The sequence below is a fragment of the Chryseobacterium sp. YIM B08800 genome (assembly GCF_026163565.1).
Lineage (GTDB): Bacteria > Bacteroidota > Bacteroidia > Flavobacteriales > Weeksellaceae > Chryseobacterium.
Genome location: NZ_JAPDKN010000051.1, coordinates 20,149 through 41,470 on the forward strand (window position 1 = coordinate 20,149; position 21,322 = coordinate 41,470).

At 34.3% G+C, this 21,322-nt stretch carries 19 protein-coding genes, 1 tRNA gene and 1 pseudogene; 8 read left to right on the plus strand and 13 right to left on the minus strand.

All coding sequences use genetic code 11. The annotated features are described in order from the left end of the window. Window positions 1–256 precede the first annotated feature (256 nt). Window positions 257–1,534: a chloride channel protein gene (locus OEW74_RS16770; RefSeq protein WP_265429570.1), complete on the plus strand. Its 1,278-nt coding sequence runs from the start codon at window positions 257–259 to the stop codon at window positions 1,532–1,534. Between the two features lie 254 nt (window positions 1,535–1,788). On the opposite strand, the gene OEW74_RS16775 is transcribed toward OEW74_RS16770, so the two are convergent. From OEW74_RS16775 to OEW74_RS16785, 3 genes are read right to left on the minus strand one after another with little or no spacing between them, the layout of a single operon-like run. After that, the gene (locus OEW74_RS16775; RefSeq protein WP_265429571.1) at window positions 1,789–3,192 is read right to left on the minus strand and encodes a TolC family protein; all 1,404 of its coding nucleotides are present in this window, start codon (window positions 3,190–3,192) and stop codon (window positions 1,789–1,791) included. Continuing rightward, window positions 3,176–4,489: an HlyD family secretion protein gene (locus tag OEW74_RS16780; RefSeq protein WP_265429572.1), complete on the minus strand. Its 1,314-nt coding sequence runs from the start codon at window positions 4,487–4,489 to the stop codon at window positions 3,176–3,178. The genes OEW74_RS16775 and OEW74_RS16780 overlap by 17 nt, the downstream gene beginning before the upstream one ends. Window positions 4,490–4,500: 11 nt before the next feature. Further along, window positions 4,501–6,165 carry a peptidase domain-containing ABC transporter gene (locus OEW74_RS16785; RefSeq protein ID WP_265429573.1) on the minus strand — a complete coding sequence of 555 codons (1,665 nt, stop codon included), beginning with the start codon at window positions 6,163–6,165 and terminating at the stop codon, window positions 4,501–4,503. Window positions 6,166–6,553: 388 nt separating this feature from the next. Between OEW74_RS16785 and sucC the strand changes: the two genes are divergently transcribed. Next, window positions 6,554–7,744 carry an ADP-forming succinate--CoA ligase subunit beta gene (gene sucC, locus OEW74_RS16790; RefSeq protein WP_074230142.1) on the plus strand — a complete coding sequence of 397 codons (1,191 nt, stop codon included), beginning with the start codon at window positions 6,554–6,556 and terminating at the stop codon, window positions 7,742–7,744. A 137-nt stretch (window positions 7,745–7,881) separates the two neighbouring features. Then, a complete protein-coding gene (locus OEW74_RS16795; RefSeq protein WP_265429574.1) occupies window positions 7,882–9,078 on the plus strand; it encodes an oxygenase MpaB family protein in 1,197 nt (398 codons plus the stop codon). A gap of 34 nt (window positions 9,079–9,112) precedes the next feature. Here OEW74_RS16795 and OEW74_RS16800 read toward each other — a convergent pair whose 3' ends face one another. Next, entirely contained in the window at window positions 9,113–9,265 is a 153-nt protein-coding gene (locus tag OEW74_RS16800; RefSeq protein ID WP_265429575.1) for a hypothetical protein, read from the minus strand. Between the two features lie 138 nt (window positions 9,266–9,403). Between OEW74_RS16800 and recA the strand changes: the two genes are divergently transcribed. Both recA and htpG read left to right on the plus strand, forming a co-directional pair. Further along, the gene (recA, locus tag OEW74_RS16805) at window positions 9,404–10,408 is read left to right on the plus strand and encodes a recombinase RecA (protein WP_265429576.1); all 1,005 of its coding nucleotides are present in this window, start codon (window positions 9,404–9,406) and stop codon (window positions 10,406–10,408) included. A gap of 189 nt (window positions 10,409–10,597) precedes the next feature. Continuing rightward, window positions 10,598–12,490 carry a molecular chaperone HtpG gene (gene htpG, locus OEW74_RS16810; protein WP_265429577.1) on the plus strand — a complete coding sequence of 631 codons (1,893 nt, stop codon included), beginning with the start codon at window positions 10,598–10,600 and terminating at the stop codon, window positions 12,488–12,490. A 109-nt stretch (window positions 12,491–12,599) separates the two neighbouring features. Here the strand turns inward: htpG and OEW74_RS16815 are convergent, their stop codons facing one another. Together OEW74_RS16815 and OEW74_RS16820 are read right to left on the minus strand one after the other, a co-directional pair. Next, window positions 12,600–13,397 (minus strand): alpha/beta hydrolase, encoded by a 798-nt coding sequence (locus tag OEW74_RS16815; RefSeq protein ID WP_265429578.1) that lies wholly within the window; start codon window positions 13,395–13,397, stop codon window positions 12,600–12,602. A 139-nt stretch (window positions 13,398–13,536) separates the two neighbouring features. Next, window positions 13,537–13,833 (minus strand): MGMT family protein, encoded by a 297-nt coding sequence (locus tag OEW74_RS16820; protein WP_265429586.1) that lies wholly within the window; start codon window positions 13,831–13,833, stop codon window positions 13,537–13,539. A gap of 146 nt (window positions 13,834–13,979) precedes the next feature. On the opposite strand from OEW74_RS16820, the gene OEW74_RS16825 reads away from it, so the two are divergent. Together OEW74_RS16825 and OEW74_RS16830 are read left to right on the plus strand one after the other, a co-directional pair. Next, the gene (locus OEW74_RS16825) at window positions 13,980–14,792 is read left to right on the plus strand and encodes a glucose 1-dehydrogenase (RefSeq protein WP_265429579.1); all 813 of its coding nucleotides are present in this window, start codon (window positions 13,980–13,982) and stop codon (window positions 14,790–14,792) included. Window positions 14,793–14,985: 193 nt separating this feature from the next. After that, window positions 14,986–15,132, plus strand: coding sequence for a hypothetical protein (locus OEW74_RS16830; protein ID WP_265429580.1), 147 nt, complete (start codon window positions 14,986–14,988; stop codon window positions 15,130–15,132). A 279-nt stretch (window positions 15,133–15,411) separates the two neighbouring features. Here the strand turns inward: OEW74_RS16830 and OEW74_RS16835 are convergent, their stop codons facing one another. The 5 genes from OEW74_RS16835 to OEW74_RS16855 form a co-directional block, all read right to left on the minus strand. Then, window positions 15,412–16,503 carry an acyltransferase family protein gene (locus tag OEW74_RS16835; protein ID WP_265429581.1) on the minus strand — a complete coding sequence of 364 codons (1,092 nt, stop codon included), beginning with the start codon at window positions 16,501–16,503 and terminating at the stop codon, window positions 15,412–15,414. Window positions 16,504–16,745: 242 nt separating this feature from the next. Further along, window positions 16,746–17,717 carry a deoxyhypusine synthase family protein gene (locus OEW74_RS16840; protein WP_066680555.1) on the minus strand — a complete coding sequence of 324 codons (972 nt, stop codon included), beginning with the start codon at window positions 17,715–17,717 and terminating at the stop codon, window positions 16,746–16,748. 26 nt (window positions 17,718–17,743) lie between these two features. Next, on the minus strand, window positions 17,744–18,388 hold the full coding sequence (locus OEW74_RS16845; RefSeq protein ID WP_265429582.1) for a hypothetical protein: 645 nt from the start codon (window positions 18,386–18,388) through the stop codon (window positions 17,744–17,746). Window positions 18,389–18,444: 56 nt separating this feature from the next. Next, entirely contained in the window at window positions 18,445–18,837 is a 393-nt protein-coding gene (gene arfB / locus OEW74_RS16850) for an alternative ribosome rescue aminoacyl-tRNA hydrolase ArfB (protein ID WP_265429583.1), read from the minus strand. 97 nt (window positions 18,838–18,934) lie between these two features. Continuing rightward, window positions 18,935–19,963: an AMP-binding protein gene (locus tag OEW74_RS16855; RefSeq protein WP_265429584.1), complete on the minus strand. Its 1,029-nt coding sequence runs from the start codon at window positions 19,961–19,963 to the stop codon at window positions 18,935–18,937. A 99-nt stretch (window positions 19,964–20,062) separates the two neighbouring features. Here OEW74_RS16855 and OEW74_RS16860 point away from each other — a divergent pair. Then, window positions 20,063–20,133: transfer RNA gene (locus tag OEW74_RS16860), tRNA-Gln, on the plus strand. Between the two features lie 316 nt (window positions 20,134–20,449). On the opposite strand, the gene OEW74_RS16865 is transcribed toward OEW74_RS16860, so the two are convergent. Then, entirely contained in the window at window positions 20,450–20,983 is a 534-nt protein-coding gene (locus OEW74_RS16865) for a hypothetical protein (protein WP_265429585.1), read from the minus strand. Between the two features lie 77 nt (window positions 20,984–21,060). Continuing rightward, window positions 21,061–21,322, minus strand: a pseudogene (locus OEW74_RS16870) (hypothetical protein); the annotation flags it as partial.

Below are 21,322 nucleotides of genomic sequence, written 5' to 3' on the forward strand. Positions count from 1 at the left end.
GGCTAAATGAAATGCCTTTGTTTATCTTAAAAAAAGCATTTATTGTAAAAACTTTGTTTGCCTTGGCGGTAAAAAACGCAAGGATATACAAAGAGTTTAATAAAAATACTGAAATAAAGGTAAACAGAGCCGTTTCACTTATTTTCGAAAGACAAAGATTCAAAATGCACAACGGATTCCATATGATATTAGCGAAGTTGAAGCATTTCTCAAAACATTTACAAATGATGATCGTAATTTTAAAAAATAAATTAAAATGAAAATCAACAGAAGACGTCGCTTAATACGAACTTTTAATCTTTTGGATCAACCCATAAAGTTTAATCCTTTCGTATTCAGCCGTACTTTTTTTATGTGGGCAATTACAGGTTTAGTTGGCGGAATTATCGCTGGATTATACTGGATTGTTCTCGAACATTTTACCGAGTTTTTACATCACTTCCAAGGCTGGATGGTAATTCCAACAATGGCAATTTCAGGTCTTTTGGCAGGTTTGGTCATTCATTTTATTGGCGATCCGGGAGAAATTCATTTGATCGTTAATAACATCAGATTTAATAAAGGAAAATTAGAACCTAAAAATAATCCTTCTATGATCTTGTCGTCACTTTTTTGTGTGGCATCGGGTGGAAGTCTTGGTCCGGAAGCACCTTTGGTTCAGGTTACTGGTTCTACGGGAACTTATTTGGGGAAACTTTTTAGGCTGAAAGGAGAAGAGTTACGCTCTTTAAGTATTGCAGGAATGGCTTCCGGTTTTACGGCACTTTTTGGTGCTCCACTTGGTGGAAGTTTATTTTCTCTTGAAATTCTTCATCACAAACATGCTGTAGAATATTATAAAGCGATTATTCCGGCTTTGGTAGCGAGCTGTTTCAGTTATCTGATGTTTGCTTTGATTATTCATTTGGGAATCGGAGCGACATGGGATTTGAAAGCCTATCATTACACAGGAGTTTACGATTTTGCCTATGCAACAGCTTTCGGAATTGTAGGAACTTTGTTTGGCTGGATTTTTATTTTCGTTGTTAAATTTTTCAAAAAAGCTTTTGAATACAGAAAATTTCCAATCTACATCAAAACTTTAGTGGGTGGAATTTTATTGGGGATCATTGCTTTCTATTTTCCATTGACGAGATATTTTGGACACAATGAAATCAATCAGTTAATCAACGGAAATTACGCCCTGAATTTTTTAATTATCATTTTAATTTTTAAAATTTTAGCCATTGCGATCACTGTAACTTCAGGATGGAGAGGTGGTTTCATCATTCCGTTGTTTTTTGTAGGAACTACTTTGGGGTTGATTATTCATCATTTATTTCCATCAGTTGACACCACTCTAGCAATTGTAAGCTGTATGGCTGCGATCAATGCATGTGTTACGAGAACGCCGATGAGTACCACTATTATTTTGGGAACTTTAACAGGCTTTACCTATTTCGTACCGATACTTTTTGCAAGTTTAACGGGTTATTTTCTAGCTCCGAAAATTCCGTTCATCGGTTCACAGGCTAAAGAATTGACTGAAGAATAAAAACAGATTAAATACATTAAAAAAGTTCAGGTTATGCCTGAACTTTTTGTTTTCTCACAAATTTCGGAGATTATGTAGTTTTTTTATCTGCTCAATTTGAAAAATCTGCGAGAGAAAATTTAACATTAAGATTTATGAAGAAGTTTAGAATAATTAAGTTGAGCTTCACTTTAAGCGCATCACTTAAAAAATCTATTTGATTTTCCTTAATAAACCTTAACTGCTTAAATCTTCTTAATGGTTAAAAAAATATTTTACAGTGTGAAATTCTCCTTCATCCACTTCAGCTTATTAAAGCTTTTCAGAAACTTTGTTCTGATTGAAATAAATTTTTCCTGCGCTTCAATCACTTTATTTTCCCTTGAATTGATTAGGAAAAGCGAGCTTTCACCATTGCTGTATCTCGTTTCTTCAGCGTAAAGCAGTTTTCTATAATTCAGTAAATTATTTCTCGACAGATCAATTTGAGTATGATAGTTTTGAATCTCGTTTTTGTAAGTTTCAATTTTTACATCGAGCTCTCTGATTTTCATATTGATGTCTAGCTGATTTTGATCTAATTTGATCTTCGCCATCTGATAATTGGCTCTTGCTTCTCTTTGAAAAATAGGGATTTCAAGCTTTAAACCATATTGAAAATTATGATCAAATAATGGAAGATAATCTGCGGAGTAATTTTCTTTGTTGAAAAAATTATAAGTGAAATCTACTTTCGGAAGAAAGCTTTGCCATTTAACACGTCTTTCGCTTTCGAGAATATTTTGCTTTTGATTATAATATAAAATCGATCGATGCATATTGATTTGTCTTGAATTGATATCATTAATGAGAAATTCAAAATCAGAATACGCCAAATGTTCATTTAGATTTTCTGAAGGATAGATCATTTCCGAAAGTTCGTAAAACTGCTGATTATCTTTCCAAAGAAACAATTGAAGTTGCTGTGTGCTTTTTACAAAACTTAAAAAAGCGTCACGTTGCTGCAATTCAAAACTTTGAAGCTGGGAAAGTGCTTCAATCGTGTCAATTGCTGGTTTTTCACCAAATTCAAAAGTTTTTCTTGTTAATTTTAAACGCTCTTTATTGATGTCAACAATTTCAGATTTCAGTTTATAAATTTCATAATTCTGAACCCATTCCCAATAGGTGTTTTCGGCTTTCAAAAGAAGTTCGTTCGTGAGAACAGCCTGTTCGGCTTCGGTCATTTTTAAACCGAATTTTGCCTGATCAAGCATCGCTCTTCTCTTGTCATACAACAGATTTTTGGCTAAAGGAACCGTCACTCCGAATTGGTATAAACCGCCTTTTGTGTCGCTGTTGTTCAGTTTTTGTCCGTCAAGATGATTATAACTTCCATGTACATCAATTCCGTACCATGTTGGAATGCCGAGTTCCAGATTTTTCTGTCTGTAATAATTTGTTCCGTCAATATTTTTCTCGCCTAATTTTCCTGCTAAAATAGGATCAAAACCACCTCTTGCTCTGGTAATTTCTGCTTCAGCAATTTTGTTTTGAAGCTGATATTTTAAAGCTAAAGGATGATAGTTTTTAACAACATTGATAAATTCTGCAGCAGATATTTTTAATGAATCTTGTGCAAAATTTAAACTGGACAACAGCAGAAAAGCGAGAATGAAAATTCTATTTTGTTTTTTCATCTTTGGCTGGTTTTGCATTGGTTACTTCATAATAATCGGGAGGGAAACCGTTGATATTTCGCCATAATTCATACCAGATCGGAACATCATTTAAGATAGCAATTCCCTGAACTCCGGTTCCCATTTTGATCTTTGGCGGCCATTTTTTTTCCTTTTCATCTTCAATAATTAACGCCTTAAACATTCCGTTTGCGCTGATGTTGCTTTCAACTGCGACTACCTTTCCTGCGAAAGTTCCGTAGCTGGAGTCTGGCCAACCTGAGAAAACAATTGCGGGAAATCCGTCAAAAATACTCATTACGCGCTGTCCTTCTTTTACCAAAGGTAGATCGACAGGCTTGATATAAATTTCTACTGCATAATCAACGTTTGTAGGAACTACCGTTCCTATATTTTCACCATCTTTCAACACTTCACCGATCCCTGCTTTGTTCAATGAAACGATTTGTCCGTCCTGAGAAGCGATGATAAAGTACAAACCTTGTCTTGCTTTATAATTGGCCACCTGATTTTGGAGTTTGGCAATATCTCCATCACTTCCTTCAATTTGTCCCATGCTTTGAAAACGTTCGCCTTCAATTTTGCTCAGTTTTTCGTTGTAATCCTGAGTAACAGAATTTTGCTCAATTTGAGTATTGAGTATTTCCTGTTGAGTTTGGGCTACCTTATTTTCGTAAGCAGTTTTTTTGGCAATTGAATTTTGATAAGAAATACTTCTCTGTTGAAACTGAGTTAAAGAAACTAGGCCTTCATCATACATTTTTTTCTGTCTTGCAAATTGGTCTTCCGAAAGTTTTAGTTCATTTTTAGCAGCTTCCAACTCTGCTTGTTCACCAATAAGTTTACTGTTGAGTTGAATAATCTTAATTTTAACCTGATTTAATTTTAAATCTCGTGAAGCATTTAGCGCTTCGAGTTGGTTTTTTGTGGTTTCAACTTTAGCTTCGTAATAATCTCTTACGCCTTTTTTAGCATCAACCTGCTGCTCAGTTCTTTGTACCAATAAAGGATCAAGATAATCGTCTTTAATTTCCGAAAGCTGTAAAAGAGTGTCGCCTTTTTTTACATAATCTCCATTTTTTACATTCCATTTGATAATTCTTCCGGGAATTGGCGAATTTAGCTGCTGTGGTCTTTGAGATTGATACAAGGAAGTTACATTTCCTTTTACTTTGATATTCTGCGTCCAGGGAAGAAAAAGCGTAATAATTCCTGCAATGAAGATGAATAAAAACCATCGCTTTACCCTAGACTTTTTATGAATTTGATATATTTTATCGTATGATTGTACTTGCATTTTTACAGAGTTTAGATGATCCTTAAAGTTCCGTCTTCCAGATGAATGTGGTGGTCGGCGTTGTAGATAAGATTTTTGTCAGGAGACACAATAATAATGGTTGTCGTTTTCTTAAGTTCGATTAAATATTCAAGCAATTTTTTCTGAAAAGTTTCAGACATTCCGGCAAGAGGATTTTCAAGTAAAATCAATCTTTTTTTGCCTAAAAGAGAACGAAGCATTAAGATTTTCTTTTTTGAACTAAAGGTTAGTTCAGAATCTGTCTCGCTTATTTCTGTGGTAAAGCCTTGGCTGAATGAGCTGGAAATACTTTCAATTCCTAATTTGTCAGACAATTGAAGAATATTTTCTGTGTTGCTGTTCACATTTCCCAAAAGAATATTTTCTAAAATACTTCCCTGAATGACCTTCATATTTTCAAGATATAACCCGATATTATTTCTGAAATGTTTTTTGTCTAAATTTTTTAGAGGAATTTTATCAAATAAAATAGTTCCGGAGTTAGGTTCGTAAAAGCCAGCCAACATATTGAGGAGAAGCGATTTTCCGGTTCCCATTTTTCCGGTTACAACGGTGATGCTGTTTTCTTTCAATTTAAAATTAACATCAGATAAGATCGCAGGAGTGTCGCTGAATGCAAAATCGACTTCCTTAAATTCTATTTCCATTCCTTTTTCTTTTTGTGAAAGCTCGATGTCGCCTTGAGTTTCCTCTTTTAATTCGGTTACTTTTGTCAGTTTAGCATACGAAGCGATGAGGTCGTAATAACTTTCAAGACTTACGATCAGTTTTTCAACCGCCGACATGATCGTTAAAACGACAATTTCTGCCGCGATAAATGCACCAATATTTAATTGCTGATCGATCATCAAATACGTTCCGATTGCTAAAATTGCCAATGTAATAATGACCTTAAAAGCGATGATCGTTTTATATTGAAAAACAAGGATCTTAAAATGCTGAGTTCTATGGTCAAGATATTCCAAAACTCTAGAATCGGTTCCCTGAAGATGAGTTCCTTCTTCAGAATGCATTTTAAATGTTTTTACCGAAGCTGCAATATCTTCAAGCCAAGCTGCTGTTTCGTATTTTTTATCGCTTTCTTCCAGGCTTGATTTAATTCCACTTTCCATGCTGTAAATGAAAATTAAAACAACCAAAACGATAACTAAAGCACCAAAAGCTAAAAACCACGGATGATAAAATGATAACAACAGGATCCCAAAAAGGATTTGAATCAATGCGGTTGGAATTTCCAAAAGAATTTTTGAGATGCCTTTCTGAAGGTTTTGTACGTCAAAAAAACGGTTCACCAATTCCGGAAGGTAATATTTCCTTGTATTGGATAGATCAACTTTAGGAAGTTTATCAGCAAATGCCATTGAAAATTCAACAAAGATTTTCTGCTGAATTTTTTCGATGATCTGTAAAACTTTCAGCCTGAAATGTCCAACCAAAAAGGTTCCCAAAACCACAAAAAATATAAGAATATAAATGGAGGTTGCCATCGTTGCACCCATTACAAAACTGATGATAGACTGTATTCCCAATGGAATACTTAAAGAAACCAATCCGTTGATGATCGCATAAAAGTAGATATTGGTAACATCTTTTTTTTCTTTGGTAATGTAGCGAAAGAGTTTTTTACTGTACTCGCTTGCTGTTATTAAAGCCATTTTTTACTATCCTAAGTTTAAATGTTATAAATAGGTGATGGTTTTCGTGAAATTTGGTGATTGATCTCAATTAAATGAGATTGTAAAATGCTTGAAAATCGTGAGATAATCTACATTTTATCAGAAGCTGCAAAGATAAATCATGCAATTTTCTAATGCTCTTATATAGAATTAGAATGATATTAAAATGTGATTAGAATAATGGGAGGATTTTTAATATTGAATCAATGTAAAAGAGATTATTCATACATTCGCAGCGTTAAATTTTGTACAGATCTAGGTGAATGTGATTGAAATAGTTAAAAGTTCGATAATTTTCTTTTTAACCTTGTTCATTTTTATTAAATTTGTCAACCTTTAAATATTAAAATAAAATAATAAAAATAATATGAATCTTCACGAGTATCAATCAAAAGAGATTTTATCAAAGTATGGAGTAGCTATCCAACGTGGTTTCGTTGCAAACAACGTAGAAGAAGCTGTAGCAGCTGCTGAAAAATTGACTGCTGAAACCGGAGCTCAGGCTTGGGTTGTAAAAGCGCAGATTCACGCAGGTGGTCGTGGTAAAGGTGGTGGTGTAAAGTTTTCTCCAAATATGGATAAGCTTAAAGAAAATGCTGAAAACATCATCGGAATGCAGTTGGTAACTCCACAAACTTCTGCTGAAGGTAAAAAAGTACACTCTGTTTTGGTTGCAGAAGACGTTTATTATCCTGGAGAATCTGAAACTAAAGAATTTTATGTTTCTATTCTTTTAGATAGAGCTGAAGGTAAAAATACAATCGTATATTCTACTGAAGGTGGTATGGATATTGAGCACGTTGCAGAAGTAACTCCTCACTTAATCCACAACGAATTGATCGATCCTACTTTGGGTCTTCAAGGTTTCCAGGCTAGAAAAATTGCTTTCAACCTTGGTCTTGAAGGAAATGCGTTCAAAGAATTTACAAAATTCATCTCTTCTCTTTACAATGCTTATGTAGGAATTGATGCTTCTCTTTTCGAGATCAACCCGGTTTTGAAAACTTCTGATAACAAAATTATCGCTGTAGATGCTAAAGTAACTTTGGATGGTAACTCATTGTTCCGTCACAAAGATCTTGCTGAGTTGAGAGACACTAGAGAAGAAGATCCTTTGGATGTTGAAGCTGGTGAAGCAGGTCTTAACTTCGTAAAACTAGACGGTAACGTTGCTTGTATGGTAAACGGAGCTGGTCTTGCAATGGCGACTATGGATATCATCAAATTATCTGGTGGTAACCCGGCTAACTTCTTAGACGTTGGTGGTACTGCAGATGCAGCGAGAGTACAGACTGCTTTCGAAATCGTTTTGAGAGATCCAAACGTAAAAGCTATTTTGATCAACATCTTCGGAGGTATCGTAAGATGTGACAGAGTTGCTCAAGGTGTTGTAGATGCTTACAAAGCGATGGGAAGCCTTCCTGTTCCATTGATCGTAAGATTGCAAGGAACTAACGCTGTAGAAGCTAAAAAATTAATTGACGAGTCTGGTCTTCCGGTACACTCTGCAATTACTTTAGAAGAAGCTGCAAACAAAGTAAAAGAAGTTTTAGCTTAATTTAAGTTAATCTAAAATAATACGAATCCGCTTTCATTTGATGAGAGCGGATTTTTTATTTAGACTAGAATTTTGGAAATCTAAACTGACAAATCTCACAACCTGTTTTCGGCGTAAAACTTGTACCTTTATCATTGATGGATGACTACAATTTACAGCCAAGATTTAAAGATTCTCCTCACTTCAAAGATTTTTGGACGAAAGGAAACGGAAAACAACTGATTGATTTTTCAGGTGCGGAAGTGAGCTTCAAAGATTTTGACAAATTTGCTCCTTTCTTTTATCATGTGGATGAAATAGGAGATGAAGTTGTAAAAGAGGTTTATTTTACTAAAAAATATAGTGAAGCATCGCGAGAGATTGAGCAGCATATCAGAAATGGAGTTGCAGAAAATGAAGAAGTTCCGGAAAGTGTAAAAAAGCTTTTTGCTCAAACGCAGAAACTTCCATATTGGTTAGATTATAATTTAATAAAAGCAGGAGCAGAGCTTTGTATGCGAAGCAATCTCGATTCTTTAATTTCGCTCAGAGATTATTGTTTAATTGGCGGTTATGATTATGCTTATCTCAACAAACCGTTGGTTGCCACCGAAGCTTTAAAAAAAGGAGCGGTAAAAAGACTTTCGGAAACACTGGATTTTTGGGTGAATGTAACAAGATACGACGCGCTTAAAATTCATCAAAAAGGATATGAATTTGCGATAAAAACCCGACTCATTCATTCTTACGCAAGACTTTCAATCAAAAAACATTATAAAAGTTGGGACACTAAAAACTGGGGAGAACCCATCAATTCTTGGGATATGATGGCGACCTACATTGGTTTTAGTCTCGTTTTCATGCACAGCCTTCATAAATTTGGTAATACTTTTTCAGAAGAGGAAGAGAAAGGGCTTTTTCACCTTTGGAAATACGTAGGATATCTACTCGGAATTCCCGAGAATCTTCTTCCCAATGATAAAAAACAGGCAACAGAATATTTTTATTTATGGACTTCCGTTCAGCCCTCTTCAGACAAAGATTCGATTTTGCTAGCGCATTCTTTATTAAACGAATCTTTAGAAAATCCGATTTTGAAATATGAATTTCAAAGAAAAAATCTGCGCTATTTACATATTTGTTGCACCTGGTTTTTGCTGGATGATGAGGTTTGCAAAAGGCTTCAAATTCCTGATGTTCCTTTCAAAAAAGGTTTCCCAATCACAAAAAAAATCATCAATAAAATATACGATTCTACGGTAAGCCGTGAAGCCAGAATAAAAAAAGGAAATAAAGATCAGATGAAAGTTTTGGAAGATTACCTGAGAATTACCCAAAACTCCAATTTCCATTAAAAATTACAAGTTACCACTAGTCACTAGTCACCAACTACCAATATTCAGTAGCTATTTCCCGCTTTCCGCACTCGCTATTTCCGGGGATTTTGGCGGCGGCAAAGCCGCCGCCAAAATCCCCGGAAATGAGCTCAAACAAAGCTGCAATCGGGGCTAAAACATCTGTCTGTTTCTCAAAAGTTGACATTGTTGAAAATTTGATCTACTCTTTAAAAATAACAAAACCATTAATGAAAACTTTAACAAATTTTACAAATCACGATGATCAAAATATTGGTTTTTGAGATTAAATTTCTGTACTTTTGAGAAATTATAATTAACCGAAATGAGCAATATAGACGATAAGAAAAAAGCGCTTGCTTTAGTGCTTGACAAATTAGATAAAACCTACGGTAAGGGAACTGTAATGACTTTAGGGGATGATGCAGTAGATACAACTATCGAGGTAATTCCTTCAGGTTCTTTAGGATTAGACATCGCTTTAGGAGTTGGTGGCTATCCAAGAGGAAGAATCATTGAGATCTACGGACCGGAATCTTCAGGTAAAACAACGTTAACGCTTCATGCGATCGCTGAAGCTCAGAAAGCGGGCGGAATAGCAGCTTTTATTGATGCTGAGCACGCTTTCGACAGAGGGTATGCTGCAAAATTAGGAATCGATTTAGAAAACCTGATTATTTCTCAGCCAGACAACGGTGAACAAGCTTTGGAAATTGCTGACAACTTAATTCGTTCAGGGGCAATCGATATTGTGGTAATCGACTCTGTAGCAGCATTAACTCCAAAAGCAGAGATTGAAGGTGAAATGGGAGATTCTAAAATGGGTCTTCACGCAAGATTGATGTCTCAGGCTTTGAGAAAATTAACGGCAACAATTTCAAGAACAAAATGTACAGTGATTTTCATCAACCAATTGAGAGAAAAAATCGGTGTAATGTTCGGAAATCCGGAAACGACGACTGGAGGAAATGCTTTGAAATTCTACGCTTCTGTAAGAGTAGATATCAGAAAAGCAAGTGCGCCAATTAAGAATGGTGACGAAGCTGTTGGTAGCCGTGTAAAAGTGAAGATTGTAAAAAACAAAGTAGCTCCACCTTTCAAAATGGCTGAATTTGACATTATGTACGGTGAAGGAGTTTCTAAAACCGGAGAAATCTTGGATACTGCTGTTGATATGGGAATTGTGAAGAAAAGCGGTTCTTGGTTTAGTTACGGTGAAACTAAGCTTGGTCAGGGTCGTGATGGAGTAAGAGATTTGTTGAAAGACAATCCTGAATTAGCAGAAGAACTAGAAAATAAAGTAAAAGAAGAAATTGCTAACAAAAAGTAATTTTTTGTTCTAAGTAAAATATGAAAGACAGCTGAATGGCTGTCTTTTTTGTTTGAACCTAACAGGTTTTAAAACCTGTTAGGTTTTTTATAAACGAATTACTATTTTAAATAAAAATGCCAATCTGTCACTTTCCGTTCAATGGTATTTTTTTTGAGAATTGATATTCAAATTTAAAAATTAAATACAATGACAAAAGGAAATATCAATGTTTCGGTGGAAAATATTTTTCCGTTGATTAAAAAATTTCTTTACAGCGACCATGAAATATTTTTAAGAGAATTAATTTCAAACGCTACAGACGCTACTTTAAAATTAAAACATTTAACCAACATTGGTGAAGCAAAAGTAGATTACGGAAATCCGAAAATCGAGGTGAAAATCGATAAGGAAAACAAGAAACTTCACATCATCGATCAAGGTTTGGGAATGACTGCAGAAGAGGTAGAAAAATACATCAACCAGGTTGCATTTTCCGGAGCTGAAGAATTTTTAGAAAAATATAAAGATTCTGCGAAAGATTCAGGAATTATAGGACATTTCGGACTTGGTTTCTATTCTGCATTTATGGTTGCAGAAAAAGTGGAAATTATTACGAAATCTTACAAAGACGAACCAGCCGTTCACTGGATCTGCGACGGAAGTCCTGAATTTACTTTAGAAGAAACGACTGAAAAAACCGACAGAGGAACTGAAATTATTCTTCACATCGCCGAAGACTCTTTAGAATTCTTGGAAGAAGGAAAAATCCGTGAATTGTTGACGAAATACAATAAATTCATGCCGGTTCCAATTAAGTTCGGAACAAGAACTGAAACGCTTCCTTTACCAGAAGATGCTGCAGAAGACGCAGTTGCTGAAACAGTTGAGGTTGATAATATTGTTAATAATCCAACTCCGGCTTGGACGAAATCTCCAAGCGAATTAAAGGATGAAGATTACAAAGCGTTCTACCACGAGTTGTACCCGATGCAGTTTGAAGAGCCACTATTTAATATTCATTTGAATGTTGATTATCCGTTCAACCTGACGGGAGTTTTATATTTCCCGAAATTGGCGAATAATTTAAATATCGAAAAAGATAAAATTCAATTGTACCAAAATCAGGTTTTCGTAACCGATGAGGTGAAAGGAATTGTACCTGACTTTTTGATGTTGTTGAGAGGGGTTATTGATTCTCCGGATATTCCGTTGAACGTTTCTCGTTCTTATTTGCAAGCTGATGGAGCAGTGAAGAAAATTTCTTCTTACATCACGAAAAAAGTGGCTGATAAAATGGTTTCATTAATCAATGAAAACCGTGAAGATTACGACAAAAAATGGAACGACATTAAAATCGTTATTGAATACGGAATGATCTCCGAAGATAAATTCTTTGAAAAATCTGACAAATTTGCACTTTATCCAACAACTGACGGAAAATATTTCCTTTGGAATGAATTGGAAGAAAAAATCAAACCTAGTCAAACCGATAAAGACGGGAATTTAGTTATTCTTTATGCTACCAATGCAGACGAACAGCATTCTTACATCCAGTCTGCTAATGATAAAGGGTATGAAGTTATTCTTTTAGATTCGCCGATCGTTCCGCATTTAATTCAAAAACTGGAAACTTCAAAAGAGAAAATCTCTTTTGCAAGAGTTGATGCAGATCACATCAATAATTTGATTAAAAAAGACGAACCGGCAATTTCTAAATTAAATGAAACTGAGAAAGAATCATTAAAGAAAAATGTGGAAGAGTTTATTAATGATAAAAAATTCACTGTTCAGCTTGAAGATTTAGATAGTACTGATGCGCCTTTTACCATTACCCAGCTAGAATTTATGCGTAGAATGAAAGATATGCAGGCAACCGGAGGTGGTGGAATGTTTGGAATGGGTGGTTTCCCGGAAATGTATAATTTGGTGGTAAATTCTAACAGCGAATTTGCAACTAAAATTCTTGCTAATGAAAACGCTGAGGAGAAAAGCTCTCAAATTAAACACGCTTTAGACTTAGCTAAACTTTCTCAAAATCTGTTGAAAGGAAAGGAGTTAACAGACTTTATTCAGAGAAGTTACAAGCAATTGGAGAAGTAATTTTAACTAATTTATATTGTAAATCGGGCACAGCAAAGCTGTGCCCGATTTTTTTGTGTTTTCGGCGGCGGCAAAACCGCCGCCGAAAACACATTAACTATCTAAAGTTTTACTTAATTAAAGCTTCAACTGCTTTTACAACTTCTGCAGGCTTTTCGGTTACGGCACTCAAGTGATCGGCTGTAAATTCAAAAAACTGTTTCGGTTCAGAAGCATTTTTATAAATTTCTTCTCCCTGAGAAAAAGGAACGGTCTTATCATTTTTGCTATAGATAAAAAGCTTTGGAAGTCCTTCTGTATATTTTATATCTTCTTTCGCAGCATAGACAGAAGATAACATTTTGGCAAGCGCATCTTTAAATTGTGGAGCAAAAACCGCAGCAATATCTGCGAATGAAGACATTCCGCCATCAATTACCAATCCTGAGATTTTATCTTTGTTGGCTCTCGCTAAATGTGTAGAAACCTGAGATCCCAGAGAAGCTCCATAAATAATGATTTTAGTGTTCTTTACATCTTTTCTTTCCGTCATCAAATCAAAAAACTTTTGTCCGTCTGCTGCAACATTAATGTGAGTAGGAGTTCCTGTTGACTTTCCATAACCTCTGAAATCGACCATTGCAACCTGAAATCCGTTTTCAATCAAAGGTTTTACCATGAAAAAATAAGTAGAAACATTTCCGCCTGCACCGTGAAAAAACAAGATTGTAGCTTTGGGTTTTGAAGTTTTAGGTTTAAATAAAATTGCAGTGATTGTGTCTTTTTCAACAGGAATGGTAATGTCTTCGAACTTTAGATCGATAGGTTTGAATGTCTTGCTTGGCTGATAAAATTGGTCATCAATTTGAGCATAGAAAAATTGAGTAAGGATAATGAATAAAAATGTGAGGGTAGTTTTTGCTTTCATAGAATTGTTTTAATTATGAAGCAAATATAAAGAGGATAGGAGGTTTATGCAATATTAAATCACCGAACTGTTACTTTTTATTGCTGAACTGTTGTTTTAAAAATAAATGAATATTACATTTTCTTTGAAGCGATAAATTTTATAATTCATCCATAGGATTCCAAAATAGTTTTTTTAAATTTTTTATTCTGAAGTTTTCCACTTCAATTCCTTCAGCTTCCAATCTTTCCTGAAATTCCGGAACAGATAATGTTCCTGAGCTTGAAATTACACGATGAGCAGGAACGTCTTTAGGGCAACCGCCCATTGCTTTCCCAACATGACGTGAATGATTCGGAAAGCCTACAGCTTTAGCTATTGCGCCATAACTTGTCACCCTTCCTTTGGGAACTAATTTGGTAATTTCCCAGACTTGTTGCTTGAAAACTTCATTCATTTCCTGAATATTTACAATCAAAAATAAGAAATTTGGTTATATTTTTTAAAATTAAACGGGTATTTATTTTGTGAATTTTTTTTGAATTAATGAAATGTTATCATACATCAAGAGACTGAAAGGTATGATTGTTGTAAATTGAAGCAATGAAACAAATTATAAATATTATGTCAAACTTTAAAGGAAAAGCAGTAATCGTAACAGGTGCTGCAATGGGATTAGGATTGGCTGCAGCAGAAGCTTTAGCTTCAAAAGGTGCAGATCTTACTTTAGTAGATTATAATGCAGAGGCTTTGGAAAAAGCAAAAGCAGAATTATCCTCAAAATATACTGAGAGTAAGTTTATTACAATCACTGCTGATGTTTCTGTTGAAGAAAATGTGAAAAATTATGTAGACGAAACCGTAAAAGCATTCGGGAAAATTGATGGTTTGTACAACAACGCCGGAATTGAAGGAAAGCAAGCTCCATTGATCGATTATGATATTAATGTTTTCAAAAAAGTAATTGATATCAATCTTTTGGGAGTGTATTACGGAATGAAATATGTAATTCCTGAAATGCAGAAAAACGGAGGCGGAAGAATCGTAAACGTCGCTTCAGTTGGCGGAATCAGAGGAGTGCTAAACCAAACTGCGTATGTTGCTACAAAGCACGCTGTAGCCGGAATGACGAAGAATGCAGCCTTAGAATATGGCAAAGATAATATTCTTACGAATGCAATTGCTCCGGGTGCTATTTTAACACCGATGGTTGCCGAAGCTTTTAATCAGGTAAATCCTTCTGATCCAAAAGCTGCAGAGAAAGAATATGCTTCTAGAAATCCCACAAGAAAATTGGGTGATCCGAAAGATGTTGGTAATTTGGTTGCCTATCTTTTAAGTGATGAAAACGGATACGTTTCCGGACAGGTAATTGCCATCGACGGTGGGGAATCTAATATGTACGGAAACCCATAATTATGGGTAATGAGTAATATGCAATAAGTAATTTTTACAAGAAATTGCAGAAAAATTGTCTTCATTCTTTTGAAGGCAATTTTTTGCTTTTTGTTGACTGATAAAAACTTCCAGTTTCTAACATCTAGCTTCTACCTTAATTCTAAATCGCACAATTTTTGATTTAATCTCGGAAATCACTAAATCTTAAACTATGAAAAAGTCAGTATTTAGATTTTTAAATAAAATCAACAAGAAAATTTTACCGAAATTGAGTGATAAGGATCCATTGAAACTGACCAAACTTCAGAAAGGAATTTTGGCTTACAGATATTTTGTTTTGATAAATTCTTTGGACTGAATTAGGGGGCAGTTTTAAATTTTGGTTATTGCGAAGACGCAAGATTTATTTTCAGCCTAAAACTGTAAGGCGCAATGATTTTATCAAAGATAAAATGAATCATACAAGCAAAGAAAATCTTTGATTTTTAAAACTTATGTGTTCTAAAATATTTTCAAGGTATTAAAAAAACTAAATGACTTATGTGTTTAAATTTTTATACAGATTTTATTTAAGTGAATGAATTCTTAATGGTTTAAAAAAAATCTGCATTATCAGCTAAATCAGCGAGAGAAAAAACTATTTAATTTTAGCGATCAATTTTCTACAAGCCTCATACAAAGGCTTTTCAATCAACAAATAAATAATAATTGAGCAAATCCACAACGCTACAAAGTTACGGTCGGGTAAATAAAAATAGGATTTCAGCTTCATATTAAAATAGCTGAGGTGAATCAAATAAAAAACAAAAGAAGCGTTTCCTAAAAGAATAAAAAATTTAGTAGAAAGTATTCTTGAAACCCAGGTCTTTTCGCGCATTAATCCCCAAAAGAAAACAGCAATTGCAACAGGTAGAAAAAATTCATGAATGAGTCTTCCTTCCCAACGTTCTACGCCATGTACAAAATTATTTCTGGCAAAAAATGCAATAGAAACCGTTAAAATTAAAATACCAATTCCACCCCAAAGTGTTGGCTTTTTAATCTTGTTTAAAAATTGAATTCCTTTTTCTTTTTTCATTAAATAAGCGAGCAACATTCCGAAGAAAAATTCTAAACTTCTGCCAAAGAATGTACTTCCAATCATAAATTGTAGCGGATATAAAAACCCTTTAGGATTTCCGTTGAATTCTTTAAGCCCAAAACCTATTCCCCATCCTAAAAGAAAAAATCCGATTAAAAAGAGAATGCAGTACTTCCAGCTTTTCTTTAATAATAGAAATAAAAGCGGAGCTAAAATGTAAAAGAAAAACTCAACTGTCAACGACCAAGCCTGTACAATTCCTGAAATCGAATATCTTTCAAAAAGTGAATAAAACAATGAGTATTGCAGAAAATAAATATCAACATCTTTGGAATATGAAGTATCGATAAAATAACAACTCAGTAAAATCCAGTACAACGGAAAAATCCTTGCAATCCGGAGAAGGATATATTTTAAATAAGATTTTTTTGATTCTAAAGGTTTCTCTTCATAGCGATAAGCCAATAAAAATCCACTTAAAACAAAAAATACGGTTACGCCGATGTGCCATTCGCTGATGAAACGCATCACTTCAAAAGGTAAATCGTAACGCCAATATTTTCGGTTGTGATAGACAAAAACCATGATTGCGGCAATGGCGCGCATTCCAGTTAAAGCATCGAATTTATTTTTCTGAAGAGCTTCCAAAGGATAAACAATAAAAGTTTTTAGTTTTTTTTAACCGCAAAAGAATCAAAAGATTTTTATGTAAGAAGTATTTCAATAGCTTACAAAACATCACACAAATAATGCATTCATATTTTGTCAACTTTTGAATTTCTATTTTTTCAATGAATTCTTTTGCCTCTTTTGCGGTTAATGAAATTGTTATAAATTAAAAAAGGCTTAACAAATAAGCCTTTTAAATATAATTAATTTTAATTGTAAAATTAGTTTTCCAAAATGTAAGAGAACATCAATGGTGCACAGATTGTAGCATCACTTTCAACGATATATTTCGGTGTTGTGATGTCTAATTTACCCCAAGTAATTTTCTCATTAGGAACTGCTCCTGAATAAGAACCGTAAGAAGTCGTTGAATCTGAAATCTGACAGAAATAAGACCAGAACGGAATATCGTGCATTTCCATATCCTGATACAACATTGGTACAACACAAATTGGGAAATCTCCAGCGATACCTCCACCAATCTGGAAGAAACCAACACCTTTTCCTGCAGAGTTTTTAGTATACCAATCTGCTAAATACGTCATGTATTCGATACCAGATTTCATTGTTGTAGCCGTTAATTCACCTTTAATACAGTAAGAAGCGAAAATGTTACCCATTGTAGAATCTTCCCATCCCGGAACTACAATTGGCAAGTTTTTCTCAGCTGCAGCAATCATCCAAGAATTTTCTCTTGGAATCTCGTAATACTGCTCCAAAACTCCAGAAAGGATCATTTTATACATAAATTCGTGCGGGAAATATCTCTCACCTTTTGCTTCAGCATCTTTCCAGATCTCTACGATGTGTTTCTGTAATCTTCTGAAAGCTTCTTCTTCAGGGATGCAAGTATCTGTAACTCTGTTTAAACCTCTTTCCAACAAGTCCCACTCATCCTGAGCGGTAAGGTCTCTGTAATGAGGAACTCTTTCGTAATGAGAGTGCGCTACAAGATTCATCAAATCTTCTTCAAGGTTTGCCCCTGTACAAGAAATAAAATCAACTTTATCCTGACGAATCATTTCAGCCAAAATTTTTCCTAATTCAGCAGTAGACATTGCTCCAGCCAAAGTAATCATCATTTTTCCGCCTTCTTTAAGGTGGGCAACATATCCTTTTGATGCGTCTACCAAAGCTGCTGCGTTGAAGTGCAGATAATATTTTTCTATGAACTCAGTAATCGGTTTGCTCATTTTTTTATTTTTTGCAAAGATAAAACTTAAAAACGGAATGTAGCGGATGCTGCTAAAGAAACTCTGCTTAAACCTTCTCTGTTGTCTTCCCCAAGATCAACAACCTGCCCGTTATAAGAGATTTTTCTAAGTGCTCCTCCGGAAAGCCCAACTTTAGGACCAATTAAAAGATGTTTATTGATTTGATATTGGTAAGCAAAATCGACTTCAGCTCCCAAAGTATTGCCTTTTCCTTTCACATTTCCTGTCTTGGTAGTATAGCTCATTGCTCCTAATGCTGCATCCATCATGAATTTATGCTTTGTGGGCTGGTCATAATTGGTAACTGTAAAAGATGGACCATAAAAATTAATTGCATCTTTAGTACTTACTACTGCGCTTACGATATTTCCCATATTGTCTCGTGCGCTAAATCTTCCCGTATGAGAAGCGCTGTAATTGGAATATTTGAACCCAATATGCATTCCATTTTTAACTTCATATCGAAGGGCAATATCGAAATTGGTTCCATTTTTAAGACCTTTGATGTAGTTGCGTTCTTCAGGAGATAAAGAGGATGCGATTTTATTAACTCTCCATGCATAACCAAAAGATGGTGCTATAGAAATTTTTTGCGCAAATGACATTACAGATATTGAGAATAATCCTAATGCGAATACTTTTTTAATCATTCAGTAAATTTTTAGCAAAAATACTGTTTTTCCTTAATGAGAGAATTAAGAATTAATTAATATTTAAAACGTCTGTTTTCTTTTTTGTCTGAAAGCTTCTTTTTGGTATCTAATCTCTTCTGAACTTTAGCCTTAGAAGGTTTTGTTTTATATCTCGTTTTAGGAATAATGATAGAATCATTGACGATTTCCAAAATTTTTTCGGTAGCGATTTTTTTATTCTGTAACTGCGTTCGCGATTCTGAAACAGTCAGTTGAAGAATTCCATCAAGATTAATTCGGTTTTTAAGCTTTTCGCTAATTAATTTTTTTTGAAAATCATTAAAAAAATCAGAATCTGAGACTTTCCACATTACCGTTACAGAAGTTTCTACTTTGTTCACGTTTTGTCCACCTGCACCGCTGCTGCGAGAAGTTTTGTAAGTGAGTTCTGTGGTAAAGTTTTTCATAAATAATATTTTTTAATGACTCAAATTCCCCTTCTTGGGGGGCAAAAATTAGTAAGAATTTTTGACGGGGTGGTTTAAACGGATTAAAATATAATTCTTAAACCTCAAAAATACTTTTTAATTCCAAACGATTTACTTTTCCATTCGGTGTTCTTGGAATTTTTTCAATGAAAATAATTTCTTTCGGCTTATGGAATTTTTGCTGATAGTTGATGGTTGATAGTTGATGGTTTAATAATTCAGATTCTTTGCCTTCTACAACCAAAATTAATTTTTGCCCTAAACTTTCATCTTTTATTCCTAAAAATACTACCTCATTCGGAATCTCCTTTTTTACCAAAGCTTCAAGCTGTTCAGGAAATATTTTGGCACCTCCTGAATTGATTACATTGTCAATTCTTCCTAAAAATTTAAACTGATTTTGGTTTTTGATTTCAACCAAATCATTCGTTTGCAATAACTCGGAATTAAGTTGAGGAGCTGAAATTTTCAGACAATTTCTTTCATCTGTTGAAATTTCAATACCATCAAAAATACTGAAATATTCATCCTGACTAGGATATATTTTCTTTAATGCGATATGAGAAAGGGTTTCAGACATTCCATAAGTCTCGTAAATTTGAGTAGGAGAGTGGGAGGGTAGAAGTGTTTGAGAGATTTTCTTTTTTAAACTTTCAGAAACAGATGCTCCCCCAATAATTAAATTTTTTATGAAATGAATTTTTTCTAATGAATTTTCAACTTGTAATGGCGTCATTGCACAAAAGTCAATGCTTTCATTTAAATTTTCTAACGGCTTTAAAGATGGATCTGAAATGATAAGTCTTAACTTTCTGGAAATTGAGCGTACAACCATCATTTTTCCTGAAATATATTCTATAGGTAAGCAAATTAAAGCTGTGTTTCCTTTTTTTAAGTTTAAAAAATCACAAGTCATTTTTGCCGAATTCAGCATTTTTTCTTTTTCGATCTCAATAACCTTGGGAACCCCTGTAGAACCTGAAGTCTGCACTTTTACCGTTTTTGAATCCGAGAACCATTCTTTGAGAAAAAAAATCACATTTTTCTCGAAATCAGTTTGAGGATGTAAATTATTAATTTCGAGATTATTGAAGTCGAACAGCATATTCAGAGGGTTAAATTGTAAGTGTAAATTTAAAGAAAAATTAAAAAATGATTTGCAAATAAAGAAAAAAGCTTTAAATTTGCATCACCAAAATAAAACAGACCTATAGTGTAACGGTAACACTCCGGTTTTTGGTACCGTCATTCGGGGTTCGAATCCCTGTGGGTCTACTTTTAATTATAGCAATCTTCTGAAAATCAGAAGATTGCTTTTTTTTGTCCTAATTGCTTTATTGCTTTTTTGTTGTTTTTATAATTGCAATACTTGTTCTCATACTTTTGATTATTTTTTTTAATAACGAGGAGAGCGGAATTTACATTTTGAATTTTTCTATAACCAGAAAACTTTGGAAGTTTTATTTATCTTAAAATTGAATCAATGTTTTTTGCTATTTTGAGGAAGAATAATTTCTAAAATATTTAATAAATAAATTCCAAAATGTTTAAAAACATTTTGGAATTTTAATGAAAAGATTGATGTAGATATTTAATTACTAGCTTTCCAGAAGCTCCACATTTTACCATTAAAAACAGCAAGCTGTTTTGCTGTGGTATCATACACCATCATTCCCGGTGCGGGATTGATGATATTAAGATGCGGACTTGCCACCTTAGGAAGGATCATTGCTTTATCTGTGTCTTCCAAAATCAAAATTCCGGTATCTGAAGTTTGGGTAGTTCCTACGGTAACTTCAGCATTCGTATTTTCTGTATGCGGATCCTGAATCGATACTCCATCTACCAATGTAATGGGGTCTACTGTGGTTCCTGTTTTATCTACAGATAGATCTTTCCACCCTGATGCATATTTTGTCTTCACTTTATGATCTGAAAGATCGTAAACTACCGTACCGTTTACTGCTCCAGCAACAGCTCCTGTACTCGTTACCCAGGGTAGAATTATTCCCCGGTTTTCATTTCCAAATTCTAAAGAAACTGAAGTATTAAACGTAGCTTCTTTTCCTATTGCTACCTGAGCGGGGATCAGCAGAGTACCCATAAAGAGTACTGCTGATGCCATGATTATGTTGTTTTGTGTGATCATTTTTTTCAAAATATATGATTGATTATAATGATTGTAATTACTTATTCTATTATTTAAGGACAAGTCTGGGTATTAAAGCATTTCCAGCCTGTTGGTGTTCCATCGGTGTTAACGTATAAACAGTCTGAAGTGATATTGTACACCATCATTCCCTCTCTCAGATTAGCCGCAGGAATTGCATTAATCTGCGTAATTGTTAATCTGTTTGGTACAAATCCTTTGGTTTTAGATTCCAAAGCAGTCCATGCTCCTTTTCTTACCATTGGCCAGTTCTCGTTATCTGCTCCTGCTCTTTGCAGTGAAGTGATCCCCTGT

Coding starts and splice junctions, on each gene's coding strand:
- OEW74_RS16770 (WP_265429570.1), top strand. CDS start 257: ATGAAAATCAACAGAAGACGTCGCTTAATACGAACTTTTAATCTTTTG.
- OEW74_RS16775 (WP_265429571.1), bottom strand. CDS start 3,192: ATGAAAAAACAAAATAGAATTTTCATTCTCGCTTTTCTGCTGTTGTCC.
- OEW74_RS16780 (WP_265429572.1), bottom strand. CDS start 4,489: ATGCAAGTACAATCATACGATAAAATATATCAAATTCATAAAAAGTCT.
- OEW74_RS16785 (WP_265429573.1), bottom strand. CDS start 6,165: ATGGCTTTAATAACAGCAAGCGAGTACAGTAAAAAACTCTTTCGCTAC.
- sucC (WP_074230142.1), top strand. CDS start 6,554: ATGAATCTTCACGAGTATCAATCAAAAGAGATTTTATCAAAGTATGGA.
- OEW74_RS16795 (WP_265429574.1), top strand. CDS start 7,882: ATGGATGACTACAATTTACAGCCAAGATTTAAAGATTCTCCTCACTTC.
- OEW74_RS16800 (WP_265429575.1), bottom strand. CDS start 9,265: ATGTCAACTTTTGAGAAACAGACAGATGTTTTAGCCCCGATTGCAGCT.
- recA (WP_265429576.1), top strand. CDS start 9,404: ATGAGCAATATAGACGATAAGAAAAAAGCGCTTGCTTTAGTGCTTGAC.
- htpG (WP_265429577.1), top strand. CDS start 10,598: ATGACAAAAGGAAATATCAATGTTTCGGTGGAAAATATTTTTCCGTTG.
- OEW74_RS16815 (WP_265429578.1), bottom strand. CDS start 13,397: ATGAAAGCAAAAACTACCCTCACATTTTTATTCATTATCCTTACTCAA.
- OEW74_RS16820 (WP_265429586.1), bottom strand. CDS start 13,833: ATGAATGAAGTTTTCAAGCAACAAGTCTGGGAAATTACCAAATTAGTT.
- OEW74_RS16825 (WP_265429579.1), top strand. CDS start 13,980: ATGAAACAAATTATAAATATTATGTCAAACTTTAAAGGAAAAGCAGTA.
- OEW74_RS16830 (WP_265429580.1), top strand. CDS start 14,986: ATGAAAAAGTCAGTATTTAGATTTTTAAATAAAATCAACAAGAAAATT.
- OEW74_RS16840 (WP_066680555.1), bottom strand. CDS start 17,717: ATGAGCAAACCGATTACTGAGTTCATAGAAAAATATTATCTGCACTTC.
- OEW74_RS16845 (WP_265429582.1), bottom strand. CDS start 18,388: ATGATTAAAAAAGTATTCGCATTAGGATTATTCTCAATATCTGTAATG.
- arfB (WP_265429583.1), bottom strand. CDS start 18,837: ATGAAAAACTTTACCACAGAACTCACTTACAAAACTTCTCGCAGCAGC.
- OEW74_RS16855 (WP_265429584.1), bottom strand. CDS start 19,963: ATGCTGTTCGACTTCAATAATCTCGAAATTAATAATTTACATCCTCAA.
- OEW74_RS16865 (WP_265429585.1), bottom strand. CDS start 20,983: ATGGCATCAGCAGTACTCTTTATGGGTACTCTGCTGATCCCCGCTCAG.